The sequence below is a fragment of the Streptomyces sp. NPDC001093 genome (assembly GCF_040298985.1).
Classification (GTDB): Bacteria; Actinomycetota; Actinomycetes; order Streptomycetales; family Streptomycetaceae; genus Streptomyces.
Genome location: NZ_JBEPBF010000003.1, coordinates 34,063 through 54,164, shown reverse-complemented (window position 1 = coordinate 54,164; position 20,102 = coordinate 34,063). Strand labels below are relative to the sequence as shown.

Sequence of the window (20,102 nt, the reverse complement as noted above, 5' to 3'; positions counted from 1 at the left end):
TCGATGCTGCTGTCCCCGTCTCGTACGGTGCCTGACTCATTGTCAGCGTGGGGGTCGGGACCCATCAGACTGGACGAGTTCGCCGCTGGCGGGAACGACGGTGAATCACCCCAACAGAGCGCCTGGTTGGAACACGTCGAAATGCCTGGTGAAGTGCGCGGAGAGGTCCTTGGAGAGATCCGCTGGACATGCCCGGCACCGGATCGAGGAGTTGCTTCTCCTTCGCGAAGAAGACCGCCGCTTTTCGCAGCACCTCGATCGTCTCCGCCTGCTCGGCGGCCAGCCTCCGCAGCCGGCGCAGTTCTTCGCGCTCAGCCGTCGTCAACTCTCCCGGCGCCCCCTGCCCGCGGTCGACCGCATCTTGCTTGACCCAGTTCCGCAGTCCCTCAGCACTGACCCCGAGCTGGCGGGCCACCTCGGTGACGGTCTTCCCGGAGGAGCGCACGAGCGCGACCGCGTCCCGTTTGAACTCCTCCGTGTACCGCCTGCTGCGGTTGCTCTTACTTCCCACCTGGCACTACTTCCTCTGGAACCTCGTGTCCCAGTCTCCAGGTGTCCACGATCAAGGGGAAGGTTCAACATCCTTCAGTGGCCACCGTCATGCGACTGCTGCACCACGAGGAACCGGTCGACTGAGCGGTGAGTAGCTGATCATCTCTCTACTTTGCACTGTGGGTCACGGATAGGAGTCCGGAGCCATCTTGGGGCCTTGCGAGAGGTTCAAAGATGGCTTCTGAGCATCGCGTGCGAATCTTGCGGGCCAGTCAGGAGTTCTGGGATGAGGACGACGGTCAGGCGGCGTGCGAGGCTGACGCAAACCTGCGGGCCTACCTGGACGCCCTGATCGCAGCCCTTACGGCACGCTGGGGCGAGCCGCTCGTCACTGACCTGTTGCCGTATCTGCGGGCCGCCCTCGAGGGGGAGGCGGTGCCCGAGCCGATGAACTGCCTGAGCCAGCTGACTGGAAGCATGCAAGCGTGGCCGCACCGGGATCCCGGTCGCTGGCTCGGGCTCGCCATTGGACAGGGGGGATAAGGAGTTGCCGCTCGAACTGCTCGCGGCGGTTGGCCAGACCCTTGCGCTTGAACCGAGCGGGTCCGGTCGGTCATGAGCGGAGCCAGATGATCGCGGTTGCCGCAGTGACCGTTCCAAGGAAGCGCGGACACCCGCGGCGTCGACGGTGAGGTCGAATTCCACCGGCTCCCCCCGCGTTTAACGTCCCCTCCCCGGGCCCCCGAACCGCTTACCGGCTTCGTCTTGAAGGGGCGGTTACCTCTCGCCCTCGTACGAGGGCCCTCCGGTGGCTGAGACCGCGGTCTGCGGCGACTCCAGGTGCCTGCTCCGCTGTGAGTCGTGGCTGGCGAGTATGGACAGCAGGGTGGCCACCGTCACTCCGGCTTCGGCCTCGACCGGGTGCCGCAACGGGACATCGGATGCGATGCGGTAGGTGTTGGAGCGCCCGTGCCGGATGCGCGACAGATAGCCCGCTTCCTCCAGGTCCGCGATGATCTTCTGTACGGCGCGCTCGGTGAGCCGGCAATGCGCGGCGAGGTCGCGGATGCGCGTGTGGGGATCGTCGGCGATCGCCGCCAGCACGCGTGCGTGATTGGTCAAGAAGGTCCAGCCTGTGTGCGACTCCGGCACTCCACCCATGCGCCCCAGGATAGGAGAGAAGGTTCACGAAAACAAAAGGGCGAAAGATTTTTCATGTAACCCTTGACGGGTATGAAGGGCGGTGCCGAAGCTGGACCGGGAGTGCACAAGGTGAGGGGAGCGGCGGTCATGCCTGAACCCGCAGGGACAGGACGGCTCGGGGCGGGTTCAGCTGGCCCCACCCGAGCAGTGGTGCGGCTGACCGGGCACCACCCGCAACTGTCCCTTCAGGCCGAGACGTACTCCGAGGGCGAGCGGCTGCTCACCCGGGTGGCCGGGGAGGTGGACCTTGACAGCAGCGCATGGCTTGGCCCTGTCCTACAGGACGCCCTTGCCCTGTCACTGACCGGCGTGGACCTTGACCTGGGTGGCGTGCAGTTCTGCGACTGCTCCGGCCTCAACATGTTGCTGCGCCTGCGGCAACATGCACTGCACGACGGCAAGACCGTCACCGTCCGGCAGTCCAGTCCGGCTGTGACGAGACTGCTGACGCTCACCGGCACACTGCCCCTGTTCCCCTCCGACTCCCCCTGCCATCGCCATGACCCATGACGCCGAAGACGCCTTGACCGACGATGCCGGACCGGACGCTCGCACTGAGGTCATCCAACTGCGCCGGGCCATGGAGACCCGGCCGGTCATCGACCTCGCCCGCGGAGTGCTGATGGCCTCCTTCAACCTGACCCCCGAGGAAGCCTGGACCGTCCTGGTCATGGTCTCCCAGCACACGAACACCAAGCTGCACCGCCTCGCCCAGGACATCGTCGACGCGGTCAAGGGCCCGTCGCTGACCGCGCACATTCAACATCAGCTGACCGCAGCGGTCACTCAACTCGCCATCACACCTGGCACAACTCCCGCTCAGGGAGAGTGAGCACCCCGGTGGCGGCACCGGCGCAGCCGGCGACCCAGCTCGCCGCGTTCCTACGCACGGCCGGGCGCCTTCACCGAGTCGACACCGGCCGCTCCGGTGCCGTCCAGGACGAACAGGACGCGGGGGAACAGCGGTAGCGCCGCCGCCACGCCTCCAGGCCTGGCTCCTGGAGGGTCGGCCGGCGTCCCGGGACCGCGGGTACGTAGCGGTGGAGGCGCTCGTATGCGGGCAGCTAGGCGGCGAGGCGTTCGGGGCCCATAGTGGCCCGGTCGACTTCCACGAACGCCCGGAGCATCGACCCGCTTTCGCCGTCGGCGGGGCCACGCCGGTAGGACAGGAGCGCGTCAGGGATGACGGCCTCGCCGCTCTCGATCGGGTGGTGGACTTCGGGGATCCAGTCCAGCGGCCCGCACAGCTCGCCGCGGCGGCGGGGTCCTCGAGCAAGACGAGAGCGGTCTCGGTCGTGGGCGCAGTCGCCCGTCACCCAGGCGATCGGCAGGGGCGAAGCCAGGGCCCGCAGGATCATCGCGCGGGCCAGCTCACCCTTGGTCGCGAAGACGCGGTTGTCAGGGACCTTCGCGGCTCGGCGCCGGACCGCATCTGAGGTCCAGGACTTGGGAAGTTACAGTTTCCGGTCCACCAGCGTCCTGCCCTTGACCGAGGCGTAGGCGGCGGAGACTCCGATCTGGCAGGTTTCCGTGCGACCGGCCGTACCGGAGTACTGCCTCTGCACGCCGGCGGATGTGGTGCCTTTCTTGAGGAAGCCGATGTCATCCACGATCAGGACCCCGTCCGGGGTTCCGAGGCTCTCGGCGACGTAGTGCTGCACGTCGTCCCGGACTACGTCAGCGTCCCAGGCCGCACTCCGCCGCGGACTGCGGCCTGCTGCTCATCCGGCTGACCTTCGGCTTGTTGATGGCCGCCCACGGCGCCCAGAAAGTCTTCGGGCTCTTCGGAGGCCGGGGGCTGACGGCGACCGGCAAGGGATTCGCGGCCCTGGGGTATCACCCGGGCAAGCTCTTCGCCGCGATTGGGGGTCTGTCCGAGCTCCTCGGAGGCCTCGGACTGGCCCTCGGTCTGCTGACACCGCTGGCGGCTGCCGCCCTGATCGGCATCATGATCAATGTCATGGTCACTGTCACCGGCGCCCACGGCCTGTGGGAGACCGCCGGCGGCGTGGAATACAGCGTGTGCATCGCCGTCGTCGCCCTCGCCGTTGCGGCCATTGGCCCGGGACGGCTGGCCGCCGACCGTTACTTCCCCTGGGGTGTGGGCGGCTGGAAACAGGCAGCCTTCGCCCTCGGCCTCGGCGGCCTTGCCGCTGCGATCACATTGAGTCTGTGAACGGCGACCCCGCCCGCGCCCTCTTCGAGGCCGATGCTGGGGTGCTGAAAAACCAACTGTAGGACCGCGTTGCGGTCCTACAGTTCATGGGCCGTCAGCCCCATCCGGGGCCCCAACCGGGTGGACAGGTGTGCTTGGGAGGGCAGGGCTTGGGGGACACGGCGGCGGTGCTGTTCGGTGCGTGGTGGTCAGCCGCAGCCGCGCTGATGGCTCCCGCGCCGGCCGCTAGGGCGATGAGGGGAGCGGTACAGATGGCGGCAGCCACGCGTCTGACCGTGGAGATGTTTGCACGCATGGCAACTTCTCCTTTCGGGGTTGAGCACTGGATCTCAGGTGGCGATCAGTTCTGCCGGCACTCAGTCACCCCAGCCCCAGCCGTGGCTGTGGTGTCCTCCGCCCCAGCCCCAGCCCCAGCCGTGGCTGTGGTGTCCTCCACCCCAGCCCCAACCGCCACCGCCGCCCCAGCCCCAGCCGTTGTCCTGGTGGAAAGAGACGACGTGCTCGGGTGCGGTGGTGGCGGCTGCGTGGGCGGCGCCGGCTCCGGCGGCGATGGCCAGGATCGGTGCTGCCGCGACCGCGATGGCCGCTCGCTTGATACGGGTGTGTGCGCGCATGGTGAGCCCCTCTCTGAGGGTGTGCTTGATTTTCCGGCGGCCTCGGAGCCGTCCCCGGCGCTTGAGAGCCTGCGCGTAGCTCTGTGCGCCGGTCGCCGCCCGCGAAGCGCATTCAGGCGGCGGACCATCACCTCCGATATCGACCATGAGCGATTGCGAACTTCTCGGTTGATGTTGTTGTGGAGAAGGATTTGCTTCCTGTTACTTCATACGGAGATGACGTTCGTCGGGATTGCTCCGCCGAACTCACGATGCTACGGATTCTGATTCCGCCGAGCAGCCGGCGGACTGAGGGGGCCGAGCAGGGCCCCGGGCCCGGAGGGGGATCCCACCGGCAGTGGTGGGGCGTCCGCATGCCAGGTGCTCGGACGGGTCTGCCGGGCTCCAGGGCGCACTCGACGCGGAGGTCGTGGCTCCGGAAGAGGGAGGTGGTGACGCGGGCCTGGACGGAGTGCGGACCCAGTGCGTCGGTCATCCGAAGCGACTGGGGACGAAGCATGACGACACCGGATTACTCGGTGTCGAAGTCGGTGGCCGGGCGTGCTCGCCCTGCTGCCGCTGCCGCTGCCGCTGCCGCTGCCGCTGCCGTTGCCGCCCGCGCCGCTCCTCGTTGGCGATCCCACTGATCGATAGATTGGGGCGGTGGGCAACCGTCCCAGCATCGCATCCCATGCACACGGCACATTCTTGGCGTGTCATTCAGACCGGGCGTGGCCAGCGTGGTCGCCAGGATTTCTCGTACGTCGTCTGGCTGCCGGAGGGCGATGACACTGGTTCGTCGGCCGGAGCCGCTTCCCGCCTGGCACACGGACCGCGCCGACTACGCCCACCGCAACGACACTCACTGGACCCGCAGCGACAGCCTCCCGGCCTGTCGCCAGGACCGGTGACCTGCGCGTGGTCTCCGGTTTTCGTGCCCTGGAGTTCTGGCGCTGCGACCTTCACGCCGTCCACCCATGCCCCCACGGCGTACGACGCTGCGGCAAGGCCCACGCCACGCCCAAGCCACGCGACGTCCTCTTCGACGACCTGGTCCGGGGCACGGGTGCTGGACGTCGGCACCGGCAGCGGTGCCTCCAACTTGACGCGCCCTCGGCGAATGGATGAACGATAGGTCCGGGCAGAGGGTTTGCCTGCCGGCAGCAGGAACCGCAGGTTGCTCGGGTGTGCGGATGAGGAGGGCGACGTCGTCGTGTCCGGGTGGGTAGACGCGGTCCCGGAAGCACCTGTCCCTCGCGGCCCGGATGGAGATCCCGCCCGCATCCGACTGGCGCCAGAGCGTCTGCGTTCCCTTTGTCCGCCGGGCCCTCATTCTCGGACGGGGGCCTGTTGGATGCCCGCCACAGACGGTGCAAGGGGAGGCACGGCCTTGCCTGCTCGCCCTGAGCGGGACTTGGTCGCGCCCGACCTTACCGGCCAGTGACGGTCGCCGGGAAGGCGAGGTGCCTGAGCGCCGGCGGAGGGCCTGGCGGGGCGGATGCGCTCGGCGCGTCAGATCGGCAACTGCTGGTCGCTGTATCTGACTTCGGAGCAGATCGAGTCGGTTGCCTATGCTTTCTATCTGCGCTTCATGGGCGGTTCTGCCGCCGAGGCCAACCGGTTCGCCAGGGAGTACGGCGTTGTCTTCCACTCCCGACCGGTTGGCAGCTGGCCTGCGGCTGGCCCGACTGCGGGGCCTGGGTGCCGTTCAGTACTGCCGGAGCAATTCCCGCACGACGTCGTCCCAGTACAGGTAATCCTGCTCCGTGCCGGCGGGTACGACTGAGAAGGTCTTTGTCAGCCATTTCTCGAACGGGACGGCCGGCACGCGCAGCACGGCCGTCCCCTCCGTGCCGGTCAGCAGGATCCGGATCGACCCGGGGCCGTGTCGGCGGCGGTCCGGCCAGACGCGCACGTGGCCGACGCCGGACGGCCCGTGCAGGCCCGCGTGTAGCAGGTCACGGGCGAACACCCAGGGGGCGAGAGCGTCGGCGCAGCCGGTGAAGTCCATGCGCACGGCGAGCGGATCGGCGGCGTCATAGGTGAAAAGGACCTCGACCGGCAGAGCCTGGGTGGCGCTGACGACCAGGTGGATGGTCTGGTCGAGATACAGGCGTCCGGAACGTGGATGGGGACGCTCGTCGGTCGCGGGCATGGTGCCTCCAGGTCGGGTGCGAAGTCGGCCGTGCAGGACGAGGTGGGTGCTGCGGCCTGCTCGGGGCTCGGCCACGGCACGCACCTCCCGGAACACCACGGACGGAACGCGCCCGGGGTCAGGTCGGCGGTTGCCCGGGAAACGCAGCTGTATGCCGGGCCGTACGGGTGATCACCACGTCGGTCTTCGCCCGGCGCGTCCGTCAGTGAGGCGGTGCGGTTGGGTGACGGTTCGAGGCTGGAGGACTCGTGTTGAGGAGTTCTGGAAACGCGTCTGTCGGTACTTGCGTCTGACTCATGAAGGTTGTCCCAGAAGTCATGGGGTGGAGCAGGTGCCGAGCGCCCTGGCCAGTCGCTGGCTTTGGTCTCGAGTGATGCCCATGGTGAGGCGGACTCCGCACCGCGGGCTGCCGGGCTTGTCGCAGTACAGGATGCCGGGAGCGGGGTCCCAGCTTCCGGAGAGCGGGGAGGCCGAGGACAGCGACCATCGTGCCGGCTCCCACAAGGGGTGATCGTGAAGGAGGGCATTCGCGAGCGAGGGAGCGTTGCCAGCGGTTACGCCCGCCCTGGCAAGCGCGTCGCCGACCAACGGGGCGCGAGCCGACGCTGGCGTCCCACCCGCTCCAGTTCTGGCCGGCCGTCTGCGGCCGGCCGGCACAGATACCCGCCCAGCACCCCCGAAAGAGGTCCCTCATGTCCACTCGTTCCAACGTCCAGACGGCCGACGGCACCCCTCGGCCCGCCCGCTCCGCACCGGCGGTCGACTCAGCCCGCGCCACCCGCTGCACCGAGGCGCTCTGCGACATCACAGAGGACTGCACCGTGGTCTCCGAAACCTTGCTGCTCAGCGCGTACCGGGTGGGCACGCCGAACACCGATCTCCTTCAGCTTCTCGTCAGCCTCCGGGACGTGGTGGACGAGGCGATCGGGGTCGTCGTCGTCCGCCAGCGCGCCCAGGGCGAGCCGCTCGCAGACCTCGAGCCATCGTGAGGCGCACCGAGGACCGGCTGCGCAAGAAATACGACCCGTCCTCCGTCGACCGTGACCTGGCCGCCCGCTAACGGCCCAAGCCGGTCACCCCCGCCCATCCCACGGCAGCCGCCGCTGGCACGCCGATCCTGCGCCCCCCGGGTCAGCTCTTGGCTTGCGCCCTCACCCGAATGAAGGAAGGCTCCGGCCGCCGTCGGCGGGAACTCGCGAACCGATGGGCGTCCACGAGTCCTACGTCTCGCGCATGCTCTCCGACCAACGCGAAGTCTCCTGGAGGTACGTCAATGTCATCTGCGATGTATGCGGGGGTGACCCCGAGCTGATGAAGCCGCTGTGGGAAGCGGCCGCTGCCGTCCAGCCCTCGAATGCCGACGACCCGGTCCGGTATCTGCACACCTATATGCAGGGCCTGCACTATGCGCTCGCCTCACCAAACCCTGGGGTCATTCTCGCCGCCGCTCAGCACACGATCAGCGCCGATGACCTCGACCGCGCGCTGTACGGCCCCGGCGTCCCCGACTGGCCGGTGATCGACCGACTCACCGTCCTCCTGCAGAGCCTGCCCAACATCACCCGGCCTCTGTGGCGCCGCGCTCAGGCAGCCGCTGAAAACGGCCCCACCGCCACCTTCAGCTGATCTGCTCGCCCATCAGGGGAAAGGACCATGAAGCCCGTACCGCCCGCTGCGTCCGTTCTCACAACCGCCTTCTATGCCTTCTACGACCTGCACCGCCCGGCCTACCAGGCCTACGCGACCGCGCGCCTCCCACAAGAGGAAGCCCAGCTCAGCGTTACCCAGCTCTTCGACCTCGTCGCCAGCAACTGGACCTGGCTCATGACCGAGCAGTGCCCCTCCGCCTGGGCCTGGGAAGAACACACCCGAGCCGTTGCCCGTCGTGCCGGCCGCACCCCTTCACCGGCTGAGGACACCGTGCTCCTCCACGACGACCTCTGCTTGAGCATCGACCGCATTGCCACCATCACTGGTACCGACACTGCGCGGGTCACCGCACTCCTCGCTGCCGCCCGCCGCACCCCCGCAATCGAACGCATCGCGCCGGACAGATGGAGTCCCGAAGGGGTGGTCGGCCCAGGTGAGCCGACCACCCGCTTACGTTCGCAGCGTTGGGAGTGAGGGTCAGATCCAGGTGGCGTAGCTGACGGAGTCATCGAGGCGTGAGAGCTGTCGTTCGTTTCCCGGCCATGGTGGTCGAGCTCCGTGAGTGTTTCCTCGGTGGGCAGGCCTTCGCCCTGGGCTCACAGGTGTTCGCGGGCCCAGGCGGTGAGCCAGCCGGCGAGGACGGTGCCGATAGCGGTGGCGGTGCCGCGGACGAGTCCGCTGAGTGCGGTGCGAGACAGCCTGCGGGACAACTGGCGCCGGCGCGGTGCCGCGTGGTGTGTGCGTTCCTGGCCGCGGGTGGAAGGTGCCGTGGTCATGGTCGGCCGCCAGTCGGGTCGGTTCGAGGGAGATGTCTCGCGGCGGGCACGGGTGGGATGGATCCCCGGTCCCGGGCCGCTGACGTCTGAGAGCATGCGCAGGTCGGGAGTTTGTGCGAAAGCCGCACCAACGGCTCTGAGCAGCGATTTCGAGGATTTTCTTGATGGCGTTACCGCACGAAGAGCAGGGGGAGCGCAGACGTGGTCGGCCCCGTAGGAAGCCGCCTGCCGAGGCACTGGAGACGGCGGTGGGCAAGTGGGCCGGGTACGCCCGGGAGGCTGTGGATGGAACCTGGCCGTTGCGCCGGGATGCCGAGCAGGCCTTGGGGACGGAGCACGCGCGGTTGTCGCGGCTGCTGCCGGGTGAGGGCCTGCCGCCCAAGGAGTGGCTGGACGCCCTCCACGAAGCCCGTGAAGCCGCGACCGCAGGGTGCCACAGCAGGAACGCGACAGTGCCTACGAGTTCTACATCGCCGCGTTGGAGACCGAGGAGGCCCCGGAACGCGGCGACCGGGAACGGCCCAGAGCCATCGGGTGGAGGCCGCGGCGGGCCTCGGTGCGGTACGAGCTGGAGCGGCAACTGGAGCAGGCCCGTCAGCAGGAAATGGGAGGCGACGTACCAGCTTCGGCAGGCCGAGCAACAGTTGGTAGTCCAGGAAACGCAAGTGGAAGAGATCTGGACAGGATCACTGCGGCAGTCTCCATTCCCGACCCGCCGCGTGCGGCAACTGCCGCTGAACTTCGCGGTTTGCAGAGGCAGCTGACGTCCCGTCGACGCCAGCGCTCGTCTACCCTGGCCCGGCTGCAACGCCGCGACCCGCATCCTCGGGCTCGTCGGCTCGGTCGTTTGTCAACAGCCATTTCCTTCTGGCTCTTCAGCACTTTCCGTGAACGCCGGTGTCCTGTGACAGCGAAGGCTGAGCGTTGTCACCGAGGTTGATGGCCACTAGGTTCGTGCCACCGAAGGTTGAGTGACTGGGGGCTTGGGAGCGGTACGTGTCCTCGTTGGATGAGTTGCGGGCCCTGCTGGGCAAGCCAGTTCACCGGCAGTCCAACCCGGATGACTGGATCGAAGTGGAGCGATATGTAGGGTCCGCTCTGCCCAGTGACTTCAAGGCGTTTCTCAACGCCTACGGCACCGGGGTCATCTCCGGCGAACTCGTTGTCTTCCACCCTCGTGGAAGCAGCCCGCTGTTGGAGCGCATGCGCAAGACCAATGAGGTTTTCGCTGAGCGCCGAGCCAGGGCCCTCGGCAGCGGCGACTCCGAGCACATCCCGTACCCCTTCCACCCCGAATCCGGTGGGCTCATCTCGTGGGGATACGACTACAGCGGCGACGAGCACTTCTTCCTGCCCTGCGACCCCGACCCGAACCGATGGAAGATCGTCACGATGGCCCATGAAGAGGGCTGCCGCACCTTCGACGGCCCGTTCTCAAGCTTCGCCCTCTCGTTCGTGCGACGGCTGCTCGACGTCGACCGGTACCACGGCCTTGAACCGGAGGCCCTGGAGTTCCTGGAGCCGGAAGACCTGGAGGAACTGGCTGCCGCTGGTGAGATCGGCCCAGTCCAACCGAGCTTCGAGTCGGCCTGACCCGCGGCGAACCGACACGCCGAACCAGTCAATTGGCGAGCAGGATGCGACGCATGAGGAGGTCGAATCCGGCTCGACCGTAGTGTTGGCGCTTGATCATCTTGATCCGGTTCACGTGCTCCTCGACCGCGCCGGAGTTCCCGGCCATGGTGAGACCGGCGGTGACGGCGGCGAGGTCCTGGCGCAAGCCCTTCGCGAAGGAGTGGAGTTCGGTGATCTCGCTGGCCGCGGCCTCGGCGAGCCAGTCCTGAAGGCGGTGGCCGTCGCGGTGCCTCAGAAGCGAGGCGAAGCTGCGGGCGAGTCGGCAGGTCACAGCAATGTCAGCGCAGCGCGTGCAGAGGTCCTTGAGCTGCTGGCCGGCTGACTCACTCTGGCTCTCAGGGCGCCCGACGATCCAGCGCGCCACGTCCGGGACAGCAGGTGCTGGCGTCGGCTGGCGGGCGCGGAGTTCCTCTATGTCGCGACCGTCCTGGACTGCTTCAGTCGCAGAGCCGTCGGCTGGTCCATCGCCGACCACATGCGCACCAGCCCGGGTGTCGGATGCCTTGCAGATGGCGGCCGCGACCCGCGGCGGGCTGGACGGGTCGCTCTTCCACTCCGACCACGGGGCGCAACACGGCTCCAGGGCCTTCACCGACCTCTGCGACCAGCTCGGGGTCACCCGGTCGATGGGCGTTGTCGGCACCAGTGCCGACAACGCGGCCTGCGAAAGTTTCCACGCCTCCCTGAAACGCGAGACCCTTCAGGGCGCCCACGACTACGGCGACGCCGACACCTGCAGAAGAGCGGTCTTCGCCTGGCTGACCGGCTCCAACACCCGACGTCGGCACTCCGCCGACGGCCACCTCAGCCCCAACGAATACGAACGCCGACACCACACCGCTAAGCTCACGCTCGCCGCGTGATCAAAGACGCGTGTCCACCATCACGGGTGAAGGCCCAGCACCCTCTGAAAGAGCCCCTACAAACCGTCCGGCGCTAACCGCTCGACAAGCCCGCTCGCCACACAAGCCGGCATCTCGCAAGATCACATCGAACGAATTGGCCTGGTAGTAGGCGGATTCGGACAGCTCCAGTACCCAGCAGACGAACCCGGCCCCGAGGCCCACGCCCTTGAGGTGCTCGATCACTTGGTCGGCCTCGTCCGGAGACGGCCGAGTTCGGCCGCAAAATGCGCCCAGATCATAGACCTGGCTTCAAGGACTCCTCGGAACCGGGGCAGCTCACGCCCATCTCCCCGCGGGCGGCGAGCAGGACGGGGGGTCGGGCCGGGAATCGGCGAACTCGCAAAACCTCAGTAGCCGTCCATCTGGCGGAAGCGTGTCTCCGCGAAGGTGAATGCTGCCGGGCGGACGCCGAAGGGCTGGCGGAAGGCGTGGTTGAGCTGAGAGGTGAAGCAAATGGCGAAGGCGACCGCGACGCCGACGAAGCAGAGGGCGACGAGGTGGCGGGGGGACGGAATGAGGCCGAGCAACGCAGGGAAGGCGATCAGGAACGCGCCCGCGACCAGCAGCGCGATCCAGGCGATCAGTGGCATCCCCGCCTTGACCTGCGCCGCCCGGTCGGCGCGTGTCTGATAGACCGTGGCGAGCGCGGACTGCGCGGCGGCCTTGGCCGCCTGCTGGTCCGGTCGGGTGGCCGCCGCGGCGTTGATCGCGCCGCGCACCGCGTCGAGTTTGCTCCACGCCTGCGGGGCGGTGTGCCCGCGCGCAAGATCGTGGAACTCCACGGTGCGCGCCTCCTCCGTGTACTGCCGCAGCAGCGCGCGGACCGCCACCCGGTCGCTGACCGGCAGCCCGCCCGCCGCCCAGTACGTATCGGTGAGGGCGCGTGCCTCGTCGTAGGTACGCGACCGCGCGGTGGTCAGCTGCGACCAGCTCCCCGCCACCTGGAAGCCCGTCAGGAGGATGAAGGAACTGAGCAGTACACCCCCGATGAGCGAAACGGCCGAGCTGCTGAAGTCGGACGAGTCGCCGCCCGGCCTGACCCTGCCCAGCACGCGGCCGAGCAGAAAGGCGAAGACGCCGCCGCCGACGGTGGACAGGAACGAGATGACGTACATGGACATGGCGGCCCCAGGGAGCTAGCGGAGGGGAGAGCGTGGAGATGCGGTGTCGTCACCGGCGGCGGTCGCCCGGCCGGGGCAGGCAGGAGACGAGCGTGGACGGCAGCAGGACGCCCCCCATCGACAGCAACCACCACCGCGCCGCGTCGTCTTGCGCCGAGGACGGTGGTGCGTTCCCGTCCGGCACCGCCAGCACCGCCGCCGCGCTCGGCCTGGCCGGCCGGGGTGCGGGCCGGGATGACGGCTGGTGCTCCTGTGGCGCCCCGGCCGACCACGGCGCCACTGGCCTGGGCCTCGCCGCCGGGGCGGGTGGCGTGGGCGGTTTCGGCCGTACGGGCGGTGCCAGGCTCGGAGGAACCGTCCACGGAGGCGGGGGAGTCGGTCCTGGGCGCGGCGAAGAGGGAGGAGACGGACGCGGGGAAGGAGACGGTGGGGAATGCGGGGGTGGCGGGGAAGGTGGTGGCGGTGGGCACGGACAGCACGCCCCACCGAGTGCGATCGCGACCAGCCCGCCGCCCAGGAGCGGTCCGCCTGCCGAAGGCAGCCTGTCGCCCGCGGACGCGTCATCGCCCGGGATGGGTCTGTCGTGCCCGTCCTGCACGCGGATTCCGTTGCCGTCCAGCCGTACCCGAACGCCGGGTGTGCGTGCCTCCAGCACGTCCCCGTCGCCCGCGCACACCCAGACGCCGCCTGTGCCAGCCCCGGGCAACGCTCCCGGGCGCGACGCGGCCAGGGCCGGTCCCACGAGGACACCGCCCGCGACCACCCCAGCCGCGACCGCGACGGCGACCACGGTGCTGGTGAGCGGCGTCCCGCGCGCCCACCCCCGCCGCGCCAACCGCGCCGCACGACGGTGCTGAGCGGCACCGTGAGCACCGGCCGCCCGCTCCTCGGCACTCACCACACTCACCTCCACCACCGATATCCCTAATCAGAGAAGCCCGTCAGCGAGAGTTGACCTCCAGGCTCGCCCGTACAGCGCTTTCCAGAGCGCCCTCGATCCAGGCGGGTTTGAGGCTGGTGTGCTCGCCGGCGAAGTGGACACGGCCTTCCACGGTTCTGGTGGCCGCGTGGTGCTCGTGCAACTGGCCCGGGGTGAAGATCGCTGCCTCACCCAGGGCGTACCGCGCCCGGGCCCACGACTGGGTGGCTCCGTGGCCGGTGAACTCGTCGTAGACCACGCGCCCGAAGAGGCGAGCCATGTTGTCCAGTGCGAAGGCATACCGCTCGCCCGGGGTGAGCGAGTCCCACCGCATGGCGTCGTCGGACCAGGTGTACGAGGCGAGCACAACGCCGCCTCTGGACCCCTCGACCAACGAGGGGAAGTAGGTGAACCGATTGGGGCTGTCGGTACAGCACCCGCCGCCGGTGAAGCCGCCCAAGCCCTTCTCCCAAAAGCGGGTCCTGAACTCCAGCAGCACCTTCGTCGCGGAGTCGTAGTGCAGTTCGGTGATGGCTCGCCGCTTGGAGTACGAGAGCATGGGCTCGAAGTGGCAGAACCGCAGCGCGGAGAACGGCACGGTGACGATGGCGTAGTCGCCCTCGAAGACCTCTCGTGGCGGTTCGGGCCGCCCGTCGCAGGAGTCCTCACCGCCAGACTCCGCGGTCGTCTCGATCCGCACGCCACCCGCCGTGCGCGTCAGTTTGGTCATGCGCCGGCCGAACTTGATGACTTCGCGCAGCCGTTCGGTGAGCCGGTCGGTGAGGGTGGCGGTGCCGCCCTCCAGCTCCCAGTAGCGGGACTGCGGATTGATGAGCGCGCGGTCGATGAGGGCGGGGACGAGGGAGTAGTGCAGCCGGGAGGTCATGTTCTCCAGCGTTCCGGCGGCCTGGACGTCGGCGAGGCTCCATCCGCCCTGCTCGATGAGGTAGCGGTGGGTGGAGTAATTGTCGTAGGTGGCGATGACGCGAGCCCAGCGGTCGAGTTGCTCACCGATGGGGAGCGTGCTGGGCACGGTGATGGGCTGAAACGTCCTGTCCACCGCGGCGGCCATGGTGGTGGTCACGCGGCTGCCGAACGTGCCGTTGACCGAAGCAGGCATGGCATTGTACTGACGGCGCGTCATCCGGTCGCCGTTCACCTGGACGAGGGTGCGGAGCGTGGGTTCGGGCGGGGTGAATCGCGTCTGCTCGCCGTTGGACCAGCGCTCACCGGTGAAGGACTGATGGACCACGGGCGGCACCGTCCCGCGGGCCCGTGCCCCCGGAGCCACGTCCACGTTGTAGAACAGGTGGCGCCGCACGCCGAGTTTGTCGGCGAGGGCCAGGACGAGTGGATGGACATCCGGCAGGCGCATCGCCCCTGCCTCAGCGTGGAGGGTTTCGTCCTCGAATATCCCGCGGAAGGTCTTGATGCGGCCGCCGGTGCGGTTGCCGTTCGCCTCAAGAATGGTGACCTCGTGTCCGGCGGCCCGCAGCAGCAGCGCCGAAGCGAGCCCCGCGATGCCCGCGCCGACGATGAGGATCCGGCGGGGCCGGGCGGGCCGGGGCAGGCCGTGGTCGATCAGGACGCGCAGGTACTCGAGTTTCAAGTCCTCCCCACGCTGGCCGACGAGCAGCATCATGCGGGCGAGGTCGTAACTGGTGTCGGAGACCACCGCGGCGGGCGCGGCATCGGCGCCTGGCGCGAAGGCCCGAGCGGGGGTGGGAACGGCGACGGCGGCGGTTCCCGCTGCGACGGCGGCAGCGGCGCCGAGGAACCCCCGGCGGCCGAGCGCTTCCTGTGGTTGTGCTGTCACGGCCGCCAAGATAGGAGAGAAATGTAATTCCCGTCACTATGGTAAGTGAGGATTGGCGGGAAATCGGCGACTGCGTGAAATGCTGTCGTCCTATAGTCCTACTGTTTATTCGATTAGGAATTACAGGCTCCCGGTCGTCGACGCGCGATGCCACCGAACGATGCAAAAACGGTGCCACCGACGACTGTTCCGGAGGTAAGACCTGTCTTTCGGTGGGAAGGCCCGCTGCATTCTCCCGGCGGCCGATCGAACGCCGGATAGGCGAAAGGGTAAACCCGCGTCCCGGCCGCGTACGGCACTGTGCCCAGCAGAGGCGCGTTTTCACCTCTGCACCAGGGCACGGATGCCACCACGCCTCGCGCACCGTCCTGGTCAGCGGTTGTGCCTGGCGAGCCCTGCCACCCTGCTTCGGCATCTCGAAGTCGACCGCCCACCGCCGGTTCCTGATCTGGTCAAGGGCCGGCGTCTGCGGCCGGCTACACGAAGCGGTCCTGCACCGGCTCGACGATGCGGGCCTTGTCGACGTCTCCCGTGTGGTCCTCGACTCCGCCCATGGCAGGGCGAAAAAGTGCCTCTATGGCTTTCGTCAAGCTGTGGTGGGAGTCGGGGGCTCGTAGAAGGTGCCGTCTCTGAGCATGGCGAGGAGCACGTCGATGCTTCGTCGGGCGAGGGCGATCAGGGCTGCGCCGTGGTGCTTCCCTTCGCGGCGCTTCCTGTCGTAGTAGGTGCGTGACTCTGGTTGTGAGAGCGAGGCGAACGCGGCGAGGTAGAAGGCGCGTTTGAGCTGTTTGTTGCCTCGCCGGGCGGGGTGTTCACCGCGGATGGAGGAGCCGGAGGCACGGGTGACCGGGGCCAGGCCGGCGTAGGCGGACAGGTGTCCGGCCGTTGCGAGGGCGCTGCCGTCGCCGACGCTGATGAGGATGCGGGCTGCGGTCCTGACCCCGACGCCGGGCATGGAGGTCAGGACCGGGGAGATCTCCGGCTGAGCCGGACCGACGAGGGCTGACGGCGGCGGAGGACGGGCACCCGATCTCCCCCTCGCCCGTCCCCCGCCCCCCCCGTGGGCCGAGGAAAGGTGGCGGCCGACGTGACTGTGCGACGCGAAGCGTTCCTCGACCATGTGAAGGAACGCGGCGAACACGGCTCCCTGCAGGAGGCCGAACGCGCGGCCCGCGTGGTGCTCGCCCTGCTGGGCGCACACCTGGTCGGCGAGGTGCGCGCCCGGCTGGCGGCGCGTCTGCCGGAAGACTTCGCCCTGATCCTCCTCAACCCGCTGCAGAGCGCCGATCCGCTGCCCCCGGAGCGGTTCGTGCGGGCGGCCGCGGCCTGGATCGAGACGACCACCGAACAGACCGCGGCCTGGGACGTCAGCGCCGTCCTCTCTACGGTCGCCGACGCCGCGGGCCACGACCTCCTCAAGGAGATCCTGGTCCAGCTGTCCGCGGGCTACGACCTCCTCTTCGGCCGCCCCCAGCCCACCTGGCCAGCTACACCCCCTGGTGGTCCCACACCGGCCACCACAGACCCTGGTGACAGAAAGGCAACCACCACCGTGATGTCCGACGGGCGCGCGCCACTCCAGCAGCCCTACGGGAGGGCGTACGAGCACATGCTGGAGAAGGTCCGCTACGAAGGTGCCTACCCCACCCGTGAGAAGGCTGAGGAAGCCGCCCGCCTCCCCCTCGAAGCTGCCTGCCTCCGCGCCGCCCAAATCCTCGACACCCAGCCGCTGGGTGGCTGGGCGTTCGGCAAGGAGCTCGCCGCTCGCACCGGCGCCTCCCTGGCCACCCGCTGGGACACCGGATCGGTCTTCTCCGCCGTCACGGTCTACGCCGGCCCCGACCTCATCACCCGCATCCTGCGCCAGCTTCCCTCCGACTACGCGCTGCTGTTCGGTCGCGCCGAACTCACCCCGGCCGCATAGAGAGGGTGTGCGTGCTCGGTGCGCGCGAGGCGACCGCCGTCGCCCGCTCAGCGGCCCGCATCGACGCACCGGCACGCGCGGTCGGACGCCTGGGGGCAGCCTGTCAGGAGGACCAAGATGACAGAGCACGGTCACGATGATGCTTCACAGTTCGACGCCGACCACCTTGGGCCGGAAGAGCTTGCTCGAAAGATCAGCCAGTTGCAGAGGGAAATCGGCCAGCTTCAGGAAGCGGTGATTTCGCACGCGGTGATTAACCAGGCAACGAACATCAAACTGCGGAAGATAGCCGGACAAATTGTCGGCTGGCCCGCCAGCAGAGAGCTGTCCGCAGACATCCGGCAGGCCTTGGAGGCGGCTCTGTCCCAGACGGGCTCTGCCTGAACACGTACACGAGCCGGGTTCGGCAGCGGATCTTCAGGACCAGAGCCCGCTCAGGTCTCGTCAGGAGTTTCGACAGCTCCGCCAGTTCTCTGTTCCGTTCCTTCCGGAACCCCAACTTCGCAGGCGATCAAGGGGTCAGAAACAGGCACTCAAGCGTGCTTGGACAAGTTGGCCGAGCCTGCTTGGACAACCATGCCGTCCGTGACACAGGAAGGGCGCCGCACCCGGGCGCGGCGCCGTGTGTCGGTCGGGTGGGTCAGGCGACGCGCAGCTTCTTGCGGCGCTCGCGGGCGAGTTGGTCGCGGTAGTCCTCGACGGCCTGGTGGTAGCGGGCGACGAAGTGCGGGTCGTCCAGTCGGCCGGCAGGGTCAATGGCGTCGATGGCAGCCCGGGCGGCCGTCGGCCTCTCGTAGGCGGCCAGCATCGGGTTGATGCGGTAGATGCCGTTGCGCTGCTTCTTGACGAGGCGGGCGAGTATCAGCTCGCGCAGGCCGGAGGTGACGCTGGGGGAGTCCCCCAAAGCAACGACCAGCTGCGACTTCGCTCGTCACTGCCCGATCGGGCACGCAGAGGGGTGCGAGCCAGCGCCTGCAACGCTGTCCGGCTCCCACTTCAGAGGACCGAGAAAGCCCCCCGCTGCCGCTGTGGGGATGCGCGCCGTACCCGTTTTGGCCGCAATGCGCGGGGCACATAGGTACTAAATAGTGCATAACGGGCAAAACAAGGGAGCTCGGCCGCATGTCAACAGGGACACTTCTAGAGATCATCATCCCCGTCGTAGTGGTGATCGCTCTCATCGCGACGGCGACCATCTTGCTCATGCGCCGCCGCCACCTGCGTGAACGCTTCGGCCCCGAGTACGAACGAACAGTCGAAGGCGCCGACAACAGGCTGGCCGCCGAGCGCGAGCTCAGCGCACGTGAGAGGCGCCATGACTCTCTCGACATCAAGCCGCTGCCCAGCAGCGTGCGGGAACGGTATGTCCGGGACTGGACCAGCGTGCAGGACGAATTCGTGGACCGGCCCGACGACGCCGTGCATGACGCCGATCGTCTGGTCACTTCTTTGATGCACGAGCGCGGCTACCCCACCGGGGAGTACGAGCAGCGCGTGAAGGATCTTTCAGTTGAGCACGGCCGCACCCTCGAGCACTATCGGGCCGCCCACGAGATCGACACACTCAGCACCCAGCACAAGGCCACGACCGAGCAATTGCGCGGCGCCATGGTGCACTACCGTGAGCTCTTCGAAGAGCTGCTCTCCGACGGTGGTCAGCCCCGCCACGCCCGGGCCTGAACCCGCTTACCACCGCGATTGCCGACAGATCCTGAAGGACGAAGGGACGGAGGAGACAATGGAACGCGAACACGTACCGGACCCCACCGAGAGGGCACTGTCCACCGAAGACCTGGCCCAACCCCGCGCCAGCACCGGAGGTGAACCGCGGGCGCAGTCCGAGGCGCCTGTCTACCCCGGCGAGGGCACAGCCCCGTCTCAAAACACTGCCGAAGGGCAGGAGCGCGAGGCTGCCGCAGCACCGGGCGACGAGACTCTTCACCTCCTCGCGCCGGAGGAAGAGGAGCATCTCCGCGAGCGGTGGCAGGAGATCCAAAACGAGTTCGTCGACGACCCCCAGGACGCCGTACACACAGCCGACTCCCTGGTCGCCGACGTCATGCAGCAGCTGGCCGAGACGTTCGCCGAGCAGAAGCACGAGCTGGAAGGCCAGTGGAACCGGGGCGAGCAGGCGAACACCGAAGATCTGCGCAGGGCCCTGCAGCACTACCGTTCGTTCTTCAACCGCCTGCTCACCGCATGACGGGACGCCGGCCCACGGCGAGGCCGGGCGAAGACCCGCGAGGATGAAGAAGGAAGCCGACCATGCGCCACCCATCAGTGAGAACGGTGTACCGCGCCCAAGAGAGGTTGGTTGTCCCCGGACTACGGGCAGCGTTCGCTCCAGGGCCCTCGATGGTGATGTCGACCGTGTAGTCCAGGTCCGTGAAGACGACGTTCGCCGCCGAGCGTGCGACCCCACCCCAGCGGGCGGAGGGCCGCCACCGTACTTGGCGGTGGGGCCCTCCGGCATCGCACCCGCCTTCTACGCCCAGCGCATGCCGATGCTGGAGAGCTGCTCCACGCGTTCCGGGGACAGCGTCGCGGCCCTGCTCCGCTGGTGCCCGGTCCATGCCCCGATCCGGAGCTGCCGCTCCTCTGGTCCTTGCCGACGATCGTCTCGACGTGCTTGCGCGGTACCTGAAGGTGTCCCTCGCGTTGGTAGTACTGCTTGGCGACCGCGTAGTTGACGGCCCATTTGTCGGCCTGGCTCCGGCGCGGGGGCGGCTTCTCGTTT

23 protein-coding genes and 6 pseudogenes are annotated in these 20,102 nt (G+C 68.3%); 16 read left to right on the top strand and 13 right to left on the bottom strand.

Annotated features, from left to right (window positions below; translation table 11 throughout):
- Positions 1 to 64: 64 nt before the first annotated feature.
- Positions 65 to 511, bottom strand: coding sequence for a transposase (locus tag ABT288_RS02780; protein ID WP_351601981.1), 447 nt, complete (start codon positions 509 to 511; stop codon positions 65 to 67).
- A gap of 215 nt (positions 512 to 726) precedes the next feature.
- Here ABT288_RS02780 and ABT288_RS02775 point away from each other — a divergent pair, with 215 nt between their 5' ends.
- Positions 727 to 1,035, top strand: coding sequence for a hypothetical protein (locus ABT288_RS02775; protein WP_351601978.1), 309 nt, complete (start codon positions 727 to 729; stop codon positions 1,033 to 1,035).
- Positions 1,036 to 1,269: 234 nt separating this feature from the next.
- On the opposite strand, the gene ABT288_RS02770 is transcribed toward ABT288_RS02775, so the two are convergent.
- Positions 1,270 to 1,653, bottom strand: coding sequence for a helix-turn-helix transcriptional regulator (locus ABT288_RS02770; RefSeq protein ID WP_351601975.1), 384 nt, complete (start codon positions 1,651 to 1,653; stop codon positions 1,270 to 1,272).
- Positions 1,654 to 1,845: 192 nt separating this feature from the next.
- On the opposite strand from ABT288_RS02770, the gene ABT288_RS02765 reads away from it, so the two are divergent.
- Entirely contained in the window at positions 1,846 to 2,205 is a 360-nt protein-coding gene (locus tag ABT288_RS02765; RefSeq protein WP_351601972.1) for an STAS domain-containing protein, read from the top strand.
- A 13-nt stretch (positions 2,206 to 2,218) separates the two neighbouring features.
- Positions 2,219 to 2,527: an ANTAR domain-containing protein gene (locus ABT288_RS02760; RefSeq protein WP_351601970.1), complete on the top strand. Its 309-nt coding sequence runs from the start codon at positions 2,219 to 2,221 to the stop codon at positions 2,525 to 2,527.
- A gap of 232 nt (positions 2,528 to 2,759) precedes the next feature.
- Here the strand turns inward: ABT288_RS02760 and ABT288_RS02755 are convergent, their stop codons facing one another.
- Both ABT288_RS02755 and ABT288_RS02750 read right to left on the bottom strand, forming a co-directional pair.
- Complete coding sequence (locus tag ABT288_RS02755; RefSeq protein ID WP_351602333.1) at positions 2,760 to 3,011, bottom strand: replication-relaxation family protein; 252 nt, start codon at positions 3,009 to 3,011, stop codon at positions 2,760 to 2,762.
- Positions 2,991 to 3,389, bottom strand: a pseudogene (locus tag ABT288_RS02750) (IS701 family transposase); the annotation flags it as partial. The pseudogene ABT288_RS02750 and the gene ABT288_RS02755, both read right to left, overlap by 21 nt.
- A 53-nt stretch (positions 3,390 to 3,442) precedes the next feature.
- Here ABT288_RS02750 and ABT288_RS02745 point away from each other — a divergent pair.
- A complete protein-coding gene (locus tag ABT288_RS02745; RefSeq protein WP_450864188.1) occupies positions 3,443 to 3,871 on the top strand; it encodes a DoxX family membrane protein in 429 nt (142 codons plus the stop codon).
- A 356-nt stretch (positions 3,872 to 4,227) separates the two neighbouring features.
- Here ABT288_RS02745 and ABT288_RS02740 read toward each other — a convergent pair whose 3' ends face one another.
- Entirely contained in the window at positions 4,228 to 4,485 is a 258-nt protein-coding gene (locus ABT288_RS02740; protein WP_351601967.1) for a hypothetical protein, read from the bottom strand.
- 1,462 nt (positions 4,486 to 5,947) lie between these two features.
- Here ABT288_RS02740 and ABT288_RS02735 point away from each other — a divergent pair.
- Positions 5,948 to 6,250, top strand: a pseudogene (locus ABT288_RS02735) (DUF6417 family protein); the annotation flags it as partial.
- Here ABT288_RS02735 and ABT288_RS02730 read toward each other — a convergent pair.
- Positions 6,173 to 6,619 carry an SsgA family sporulation/cell division regulator gene (locus ABT288_RS02730; RefSeq protein ID WP_351601961.1) on the bottom strand — a complete coding sequence of 149 codons (447 nt, stop codon included), beginning with the start codon at positions 6,617 to 6,619 and terminating at the stop codon, positions 6,173 to 6,175. The pseudogene ABT288_RS02735 and the gene ABT288_RS02730 overlap by 78 nt on opposite strands.
- 692 nt (positions 6,620 to 7,311) lie before the next feature.
- On the opposite strand from ABT288_RS02730, the gene ABT288_RS02725 reads away from it, so the two are divergent.
- The 3 genes from ABT288_RS02725 (at position 7,312) to ABT288_RS02715 (ending at position 8,743) form a co-directional block, all read left to right on the top strand.
- Positions 7,312 to 7,608, top strand: a complete 297-nt coding sequence (locus ABT288_RS02725) for a hypothetical protein (protein ID WP_351601958.1) — start codon at positions 7,312 to 7,314, stop codon at positions 7,606 to 7,608.
- Positions 7,609 to 7,822: 214 nt separating this feature from the next.
- Positions 7,823 to 8,245: a hypothetical protein gene (locus ABT288_RS02720; RefSeq protein ID WP_351601955.1), complete on the top strand. Its 423-nt coding sequence runs from the start codon at positions 7,823 to 7,825 to the stop codon at positions 8,243 to 8,245.
- A 27-nt stretch (positions 8,246 to 8,272) separates the two neighbouring features.
- Positions 8,273 to 8,743: a hypothetical protein gene (locus tag ABT288_RS02715; protein ID WP_351601952.1), complete on the top strand. Its 471-nt coding sequence runs from the start codon at positions 8,273 to 8,275 to the stop codon at positions 8,741 to 8,743.
- Positions 8,744 to 8,865: 122 nt separating this feature from the next.
- Here ABT288_RS02715 and ABT288_RS02710 read toward each other — a convergent pair whose 3' ends face one another.
- Positions 8,866 to 9,045: a hypothetical protein gene (locus tag ABT288_RS02710; protein ID WP_351601949.1), complete on the bottom strand. Its 180-nt coding sequence runs from the start codon at positions 9,043 to 9,045 to the stop codon at positions 8,866 to 8,868.
- Positions 9,046 to 10,041: 996 nt separating this feature from the next.
- On the opposite strand from ABT288_RS02710, the gene ABT288_RS02705 reads away from it, so the two are divergent.
- Complete coding sequence (locus tag ABT288_RS02705; protein ID WP_351601946.1) at positions 10,042 to 10,638, top strand: SMI1/KNR4 family protein; 597 nt, start codon at positions 10,042 to 10,044, stop codon at positions 10,636 to 10,638.
- Positions 10,639 to 10,666: 28 nt separating this feature from the next.
- Here the strand turns inward: ABT288_RS02705 and ABT288_RS02700 are convergent, their stop codons facing one another.
- On the bottom strand, positions 10,667 to 11,044 hold the full coding sequence (locus ABT288_RS02700) for a transposase (RefSeq protein ID WP_351601943.1): 378 nt from the start codon (positions 11,042 to 11,044) through the stop codon (positions 10,667 to 10,669).
- Between the two features lie 39 nt (positions 11,045 to 11,083).
- Here ABT288_RS02700 and ABT288_RS02695 point away from each other — a divergent pair.
- A pseudogene (locus ABT288_RS02695) lies at positions 11,084 to 11,543 on the top strand (DDE-type integrase/transposase/recombinase); the annotation flags it as partial.
- Between the two features lie 389 nt (positions 11,544 to 11,932).
- Here the strand turns inward: ABT288_RS02695 and ABT288_RS02690 are convergent.
- Both ABT288_RS02690 and ABT288_RS02685 read right to left on the bottom strand, forming a co-directional pair.
- Positions 11,933 to 12,706, bottom strand: a complete 774-nt coding sequence (locus ABT288_RS02690; protein ID WP_351601940.1) for a bestrophin-like domain — start codon at positions 12,704 to 12,706, stop codon at positions 11,933 to 11,935.
- Between the two features lie 941 nt (positions 12,707 to 13,647).
- Positions 13,648 to 15,441 (bottom strand): flavin monoamine oxidase family protein, encoded by a 1,794-nt coding sequence (locus tag ABT288_RS02685; protein ID WP_351601937.1) that lies wholly within the window; start codon positions 15,439 to 15,441, stop codon positions 13,648 to 13,650.
- A gap of 365 nt (positions 15,442 to 15,806) precedes the next feature.
- Here ABT288_RS02685 and ABT288_RS02680 point away from each other — a divergent pair.
- Positions 15,807 to 16,010, top strand: a pseudogene (locus ABT288_RS02680) (transposase); the annotation flags it as partial.
- Between the two features lie 17 nt (positions 16,011 to 16,027).
- Here ABT288_RS02680 and ABT288_RS02675 read toward each other — a convergent pair.
- Positions 16,028 to 16,417, bottom strand: a pseudogene (locus tag ABT288_RS02675) (transposase); the annotation flags it as partial.
- Between the two features lie 111 nt (positions 16,418 to 16,528).
- On the opposite strand from ABT288_RS02675, the pseudogene ABT288_RS02670 reads away from it, so the two are divergent.
- From ABT288_RS02670 to ABT288_RS02660, 3 genes and pseudogenes are all read left to right on the top strand, one after another.
- Positions 16,529 to 16,921 (top strand): annotated as a pseudogene (locus ABT288_RS02670) (DUF2267 domain-containing protein); the annotation flags it as partial.
- A gap of 72 nt (positions 16,922 to 16,993) precedes the next feature.
- A complete protein-coding gene (locus ABT288_RS02665) occupies positions 16,994 to 17,365 on the top strand; it encodes a DUF2267 domain-containing protein (protein ID WP_351602329.1) in 372 nt (123 codons plus the stop codon).
- 117 nt (positions 17,366 to 17,482) lie between these two features.
- Positions 17,483 to 17,749, top strand: coding sequence for a hypothetical protein (locus ABT288_RS02660; RefSeq protein ID WP_351601934.1), 267 nt, complete (start codon positions 17,483 to 17,485; stop codon positions 17,747 to 17,749).
- Positions 17,750 to 18,005: 256 nt separating this feature from the next.
- Here ABT288_RS02660 and ABT288_RS02655 read toward each other — a convergent pair whose 3' ends face one another.
- Positions 18,006 to 18,269 carry a hypothetical protein gene (locus ABT288_RS02655; RefSeq protein ID WP_351601931.1) on the bottom strand — a complete coding sequence of 88 codons (264 nt, stop codon included), beginning with the start codon at positions 18,267 to 18,269 and terminating at the stop codon, positions 18,006 to 18,008.
- 218 nt (positions 18,270 to 18,487) lie between these two features.
- Between ABT288_RS02655 and ABT288_RS02650 the strand changes: the two genes are divergently transcribed.
- The gene (locus tag ABT288_RS02650; RefSeq protein WP_351601928.1) at positions 18,488 to 19,045 is read left to right on the top strand and encodes a hypothetical protein; all 558 of its coding nucleotides are present in this window, start codon (positions 18,488 to 18,490) and stop codon (positions 19,043 to 19,045) included.
- A gap of 58 nt (positions 19,046 to 19,103) precedes the next feature.
- Positions 19,104 to 19,568, top strand: coding sequence for a hypothetical protein (locus tag ABT288_RS02645; protein WP_351601926.1), 465 nt, complete (start codon positions 19,104 to 19,106; stop codon positions 19,566 to 19,568).
- Positions 19,569 to 19,850: 282 nt separating this feature from the next.
- Here ABT288_RS02645 and ABT288_RS02640 read toward each other — a convergent pair whose 3' ends face one another.
- Positions 19,851 to 20,063 carry a Helicase associated domain protein gene (locus ABT288_RS02640; RefSeq protein ID WP_502972717.1) on the bottom strand — a complete coding sequence of 71 codons (213 nt, stop codon included), beginning with the start codon at positions 20,061 to 20,063 and terminating at the stop codon, positions 19,851 to 19,853.
- Between the last annotated feature and the right edge of the window lie 39 nt (positions 20,064 to 20,102).

Bases quoted from the DNA above. Each gene is read 5' to 3' on its own strand.
- ABT288_RS02650 (WP_351601928.1), top strand. From the start codon at position 18,488: ATGTCAACAGGGACACTTCTAGAGATCATCATCCCCGTCGTAGTGGTG.
- ABT288_RS02645 (WP_351601926.1), top strand. From the start codon at position 19,104: ATGGAACGCGAACACGTACCGGACCCCACCGAGAGGGCACTGTCCACC.
- ABT288_RS02730 (WP_351601961.1), bottom strand. From the start codon at position 6,619: ATGCCCGCGACCGACGAGCGTCCCCATCCACGTTCCGGACGCCTGTAT.
- ABT288_RS02660 (WP_351601934.1), top strand. From the start codon at position 17,483: ATGACAGAGCACGGTCACGATGATGCTTCACAGTTCGACGCCGACCAC.
- ABT288_RS02770 (WP_351601975.1), bottom strand. From the start codon at position 1,653: ATGGGTGGAGTGCCGGAGTCGCACACAGGCTGGACCTTCTTGACCAAT.
- ABT288_RS02715 (WP_351601952.1), top strand. From the start codon at position 8,273: ATGAAGCCCGTACCGCCCGCTGCGTCCGTTCTCACAACCGCCTTCTAT.
- ABT288_RS02640 (WP_502972717.1), bottom strand. From the start codon at position 20,063: ATGGGCCGTCAACTACGCGGTCGCCAAGCAGTACTACCAACGCGAGGG.
- ABT288_RS02740 (WP_351601967.1), bottom strand. From the start codon at position 4,485: ATGCGCGCACACACCCGTATCAAGCGAGCGGCCATCGCGGTCGCGGCA.
- ABT288_RS02690 (WP_351601940.1), bottom strand. From the start codon at position 12,706: ATGTCCATGTACGTCATCTCGTTCCTGTCCACCGTCGGCGGCGGCGTC.
- ABT288_RS02710 (WP_351601949.1), bottom strand. From the start codon at position 9,045: ATGACCACGGCACCTTCCACCCGCGGCCAGGAACGCACACACCACGCG.
- ABT288_RS02775 (WP_351601978.1), top strand. From the start codon at position 727: ATGGCTTCTGAGCATCGCGTGCGAATCTTGCGGGCCAGTCAGGAGTTC.
- ABT288_RS02745 (WP_450864188.1), top strand. From the start codon at position 3,443: ATGGCCGCCCACGGCGCCCAGAAAGTCTTCGGGCTCTTCGGAGGCCGG.
- ABT288_RS02725 (WP_351601958.1), top strand. From the start codon at position 7,312: ATGTCCACTCGTTCCAACGTCCAGACGGCCGACGGCACCCCTCGGCCC.
- ABT288_RS02720 (WP_351601955.1), top strand. From the start codon at position 7,823: ATGGGCGTCCACGAGTCCTACGTCTCGCGCATGCTCTCCGACCAACGC.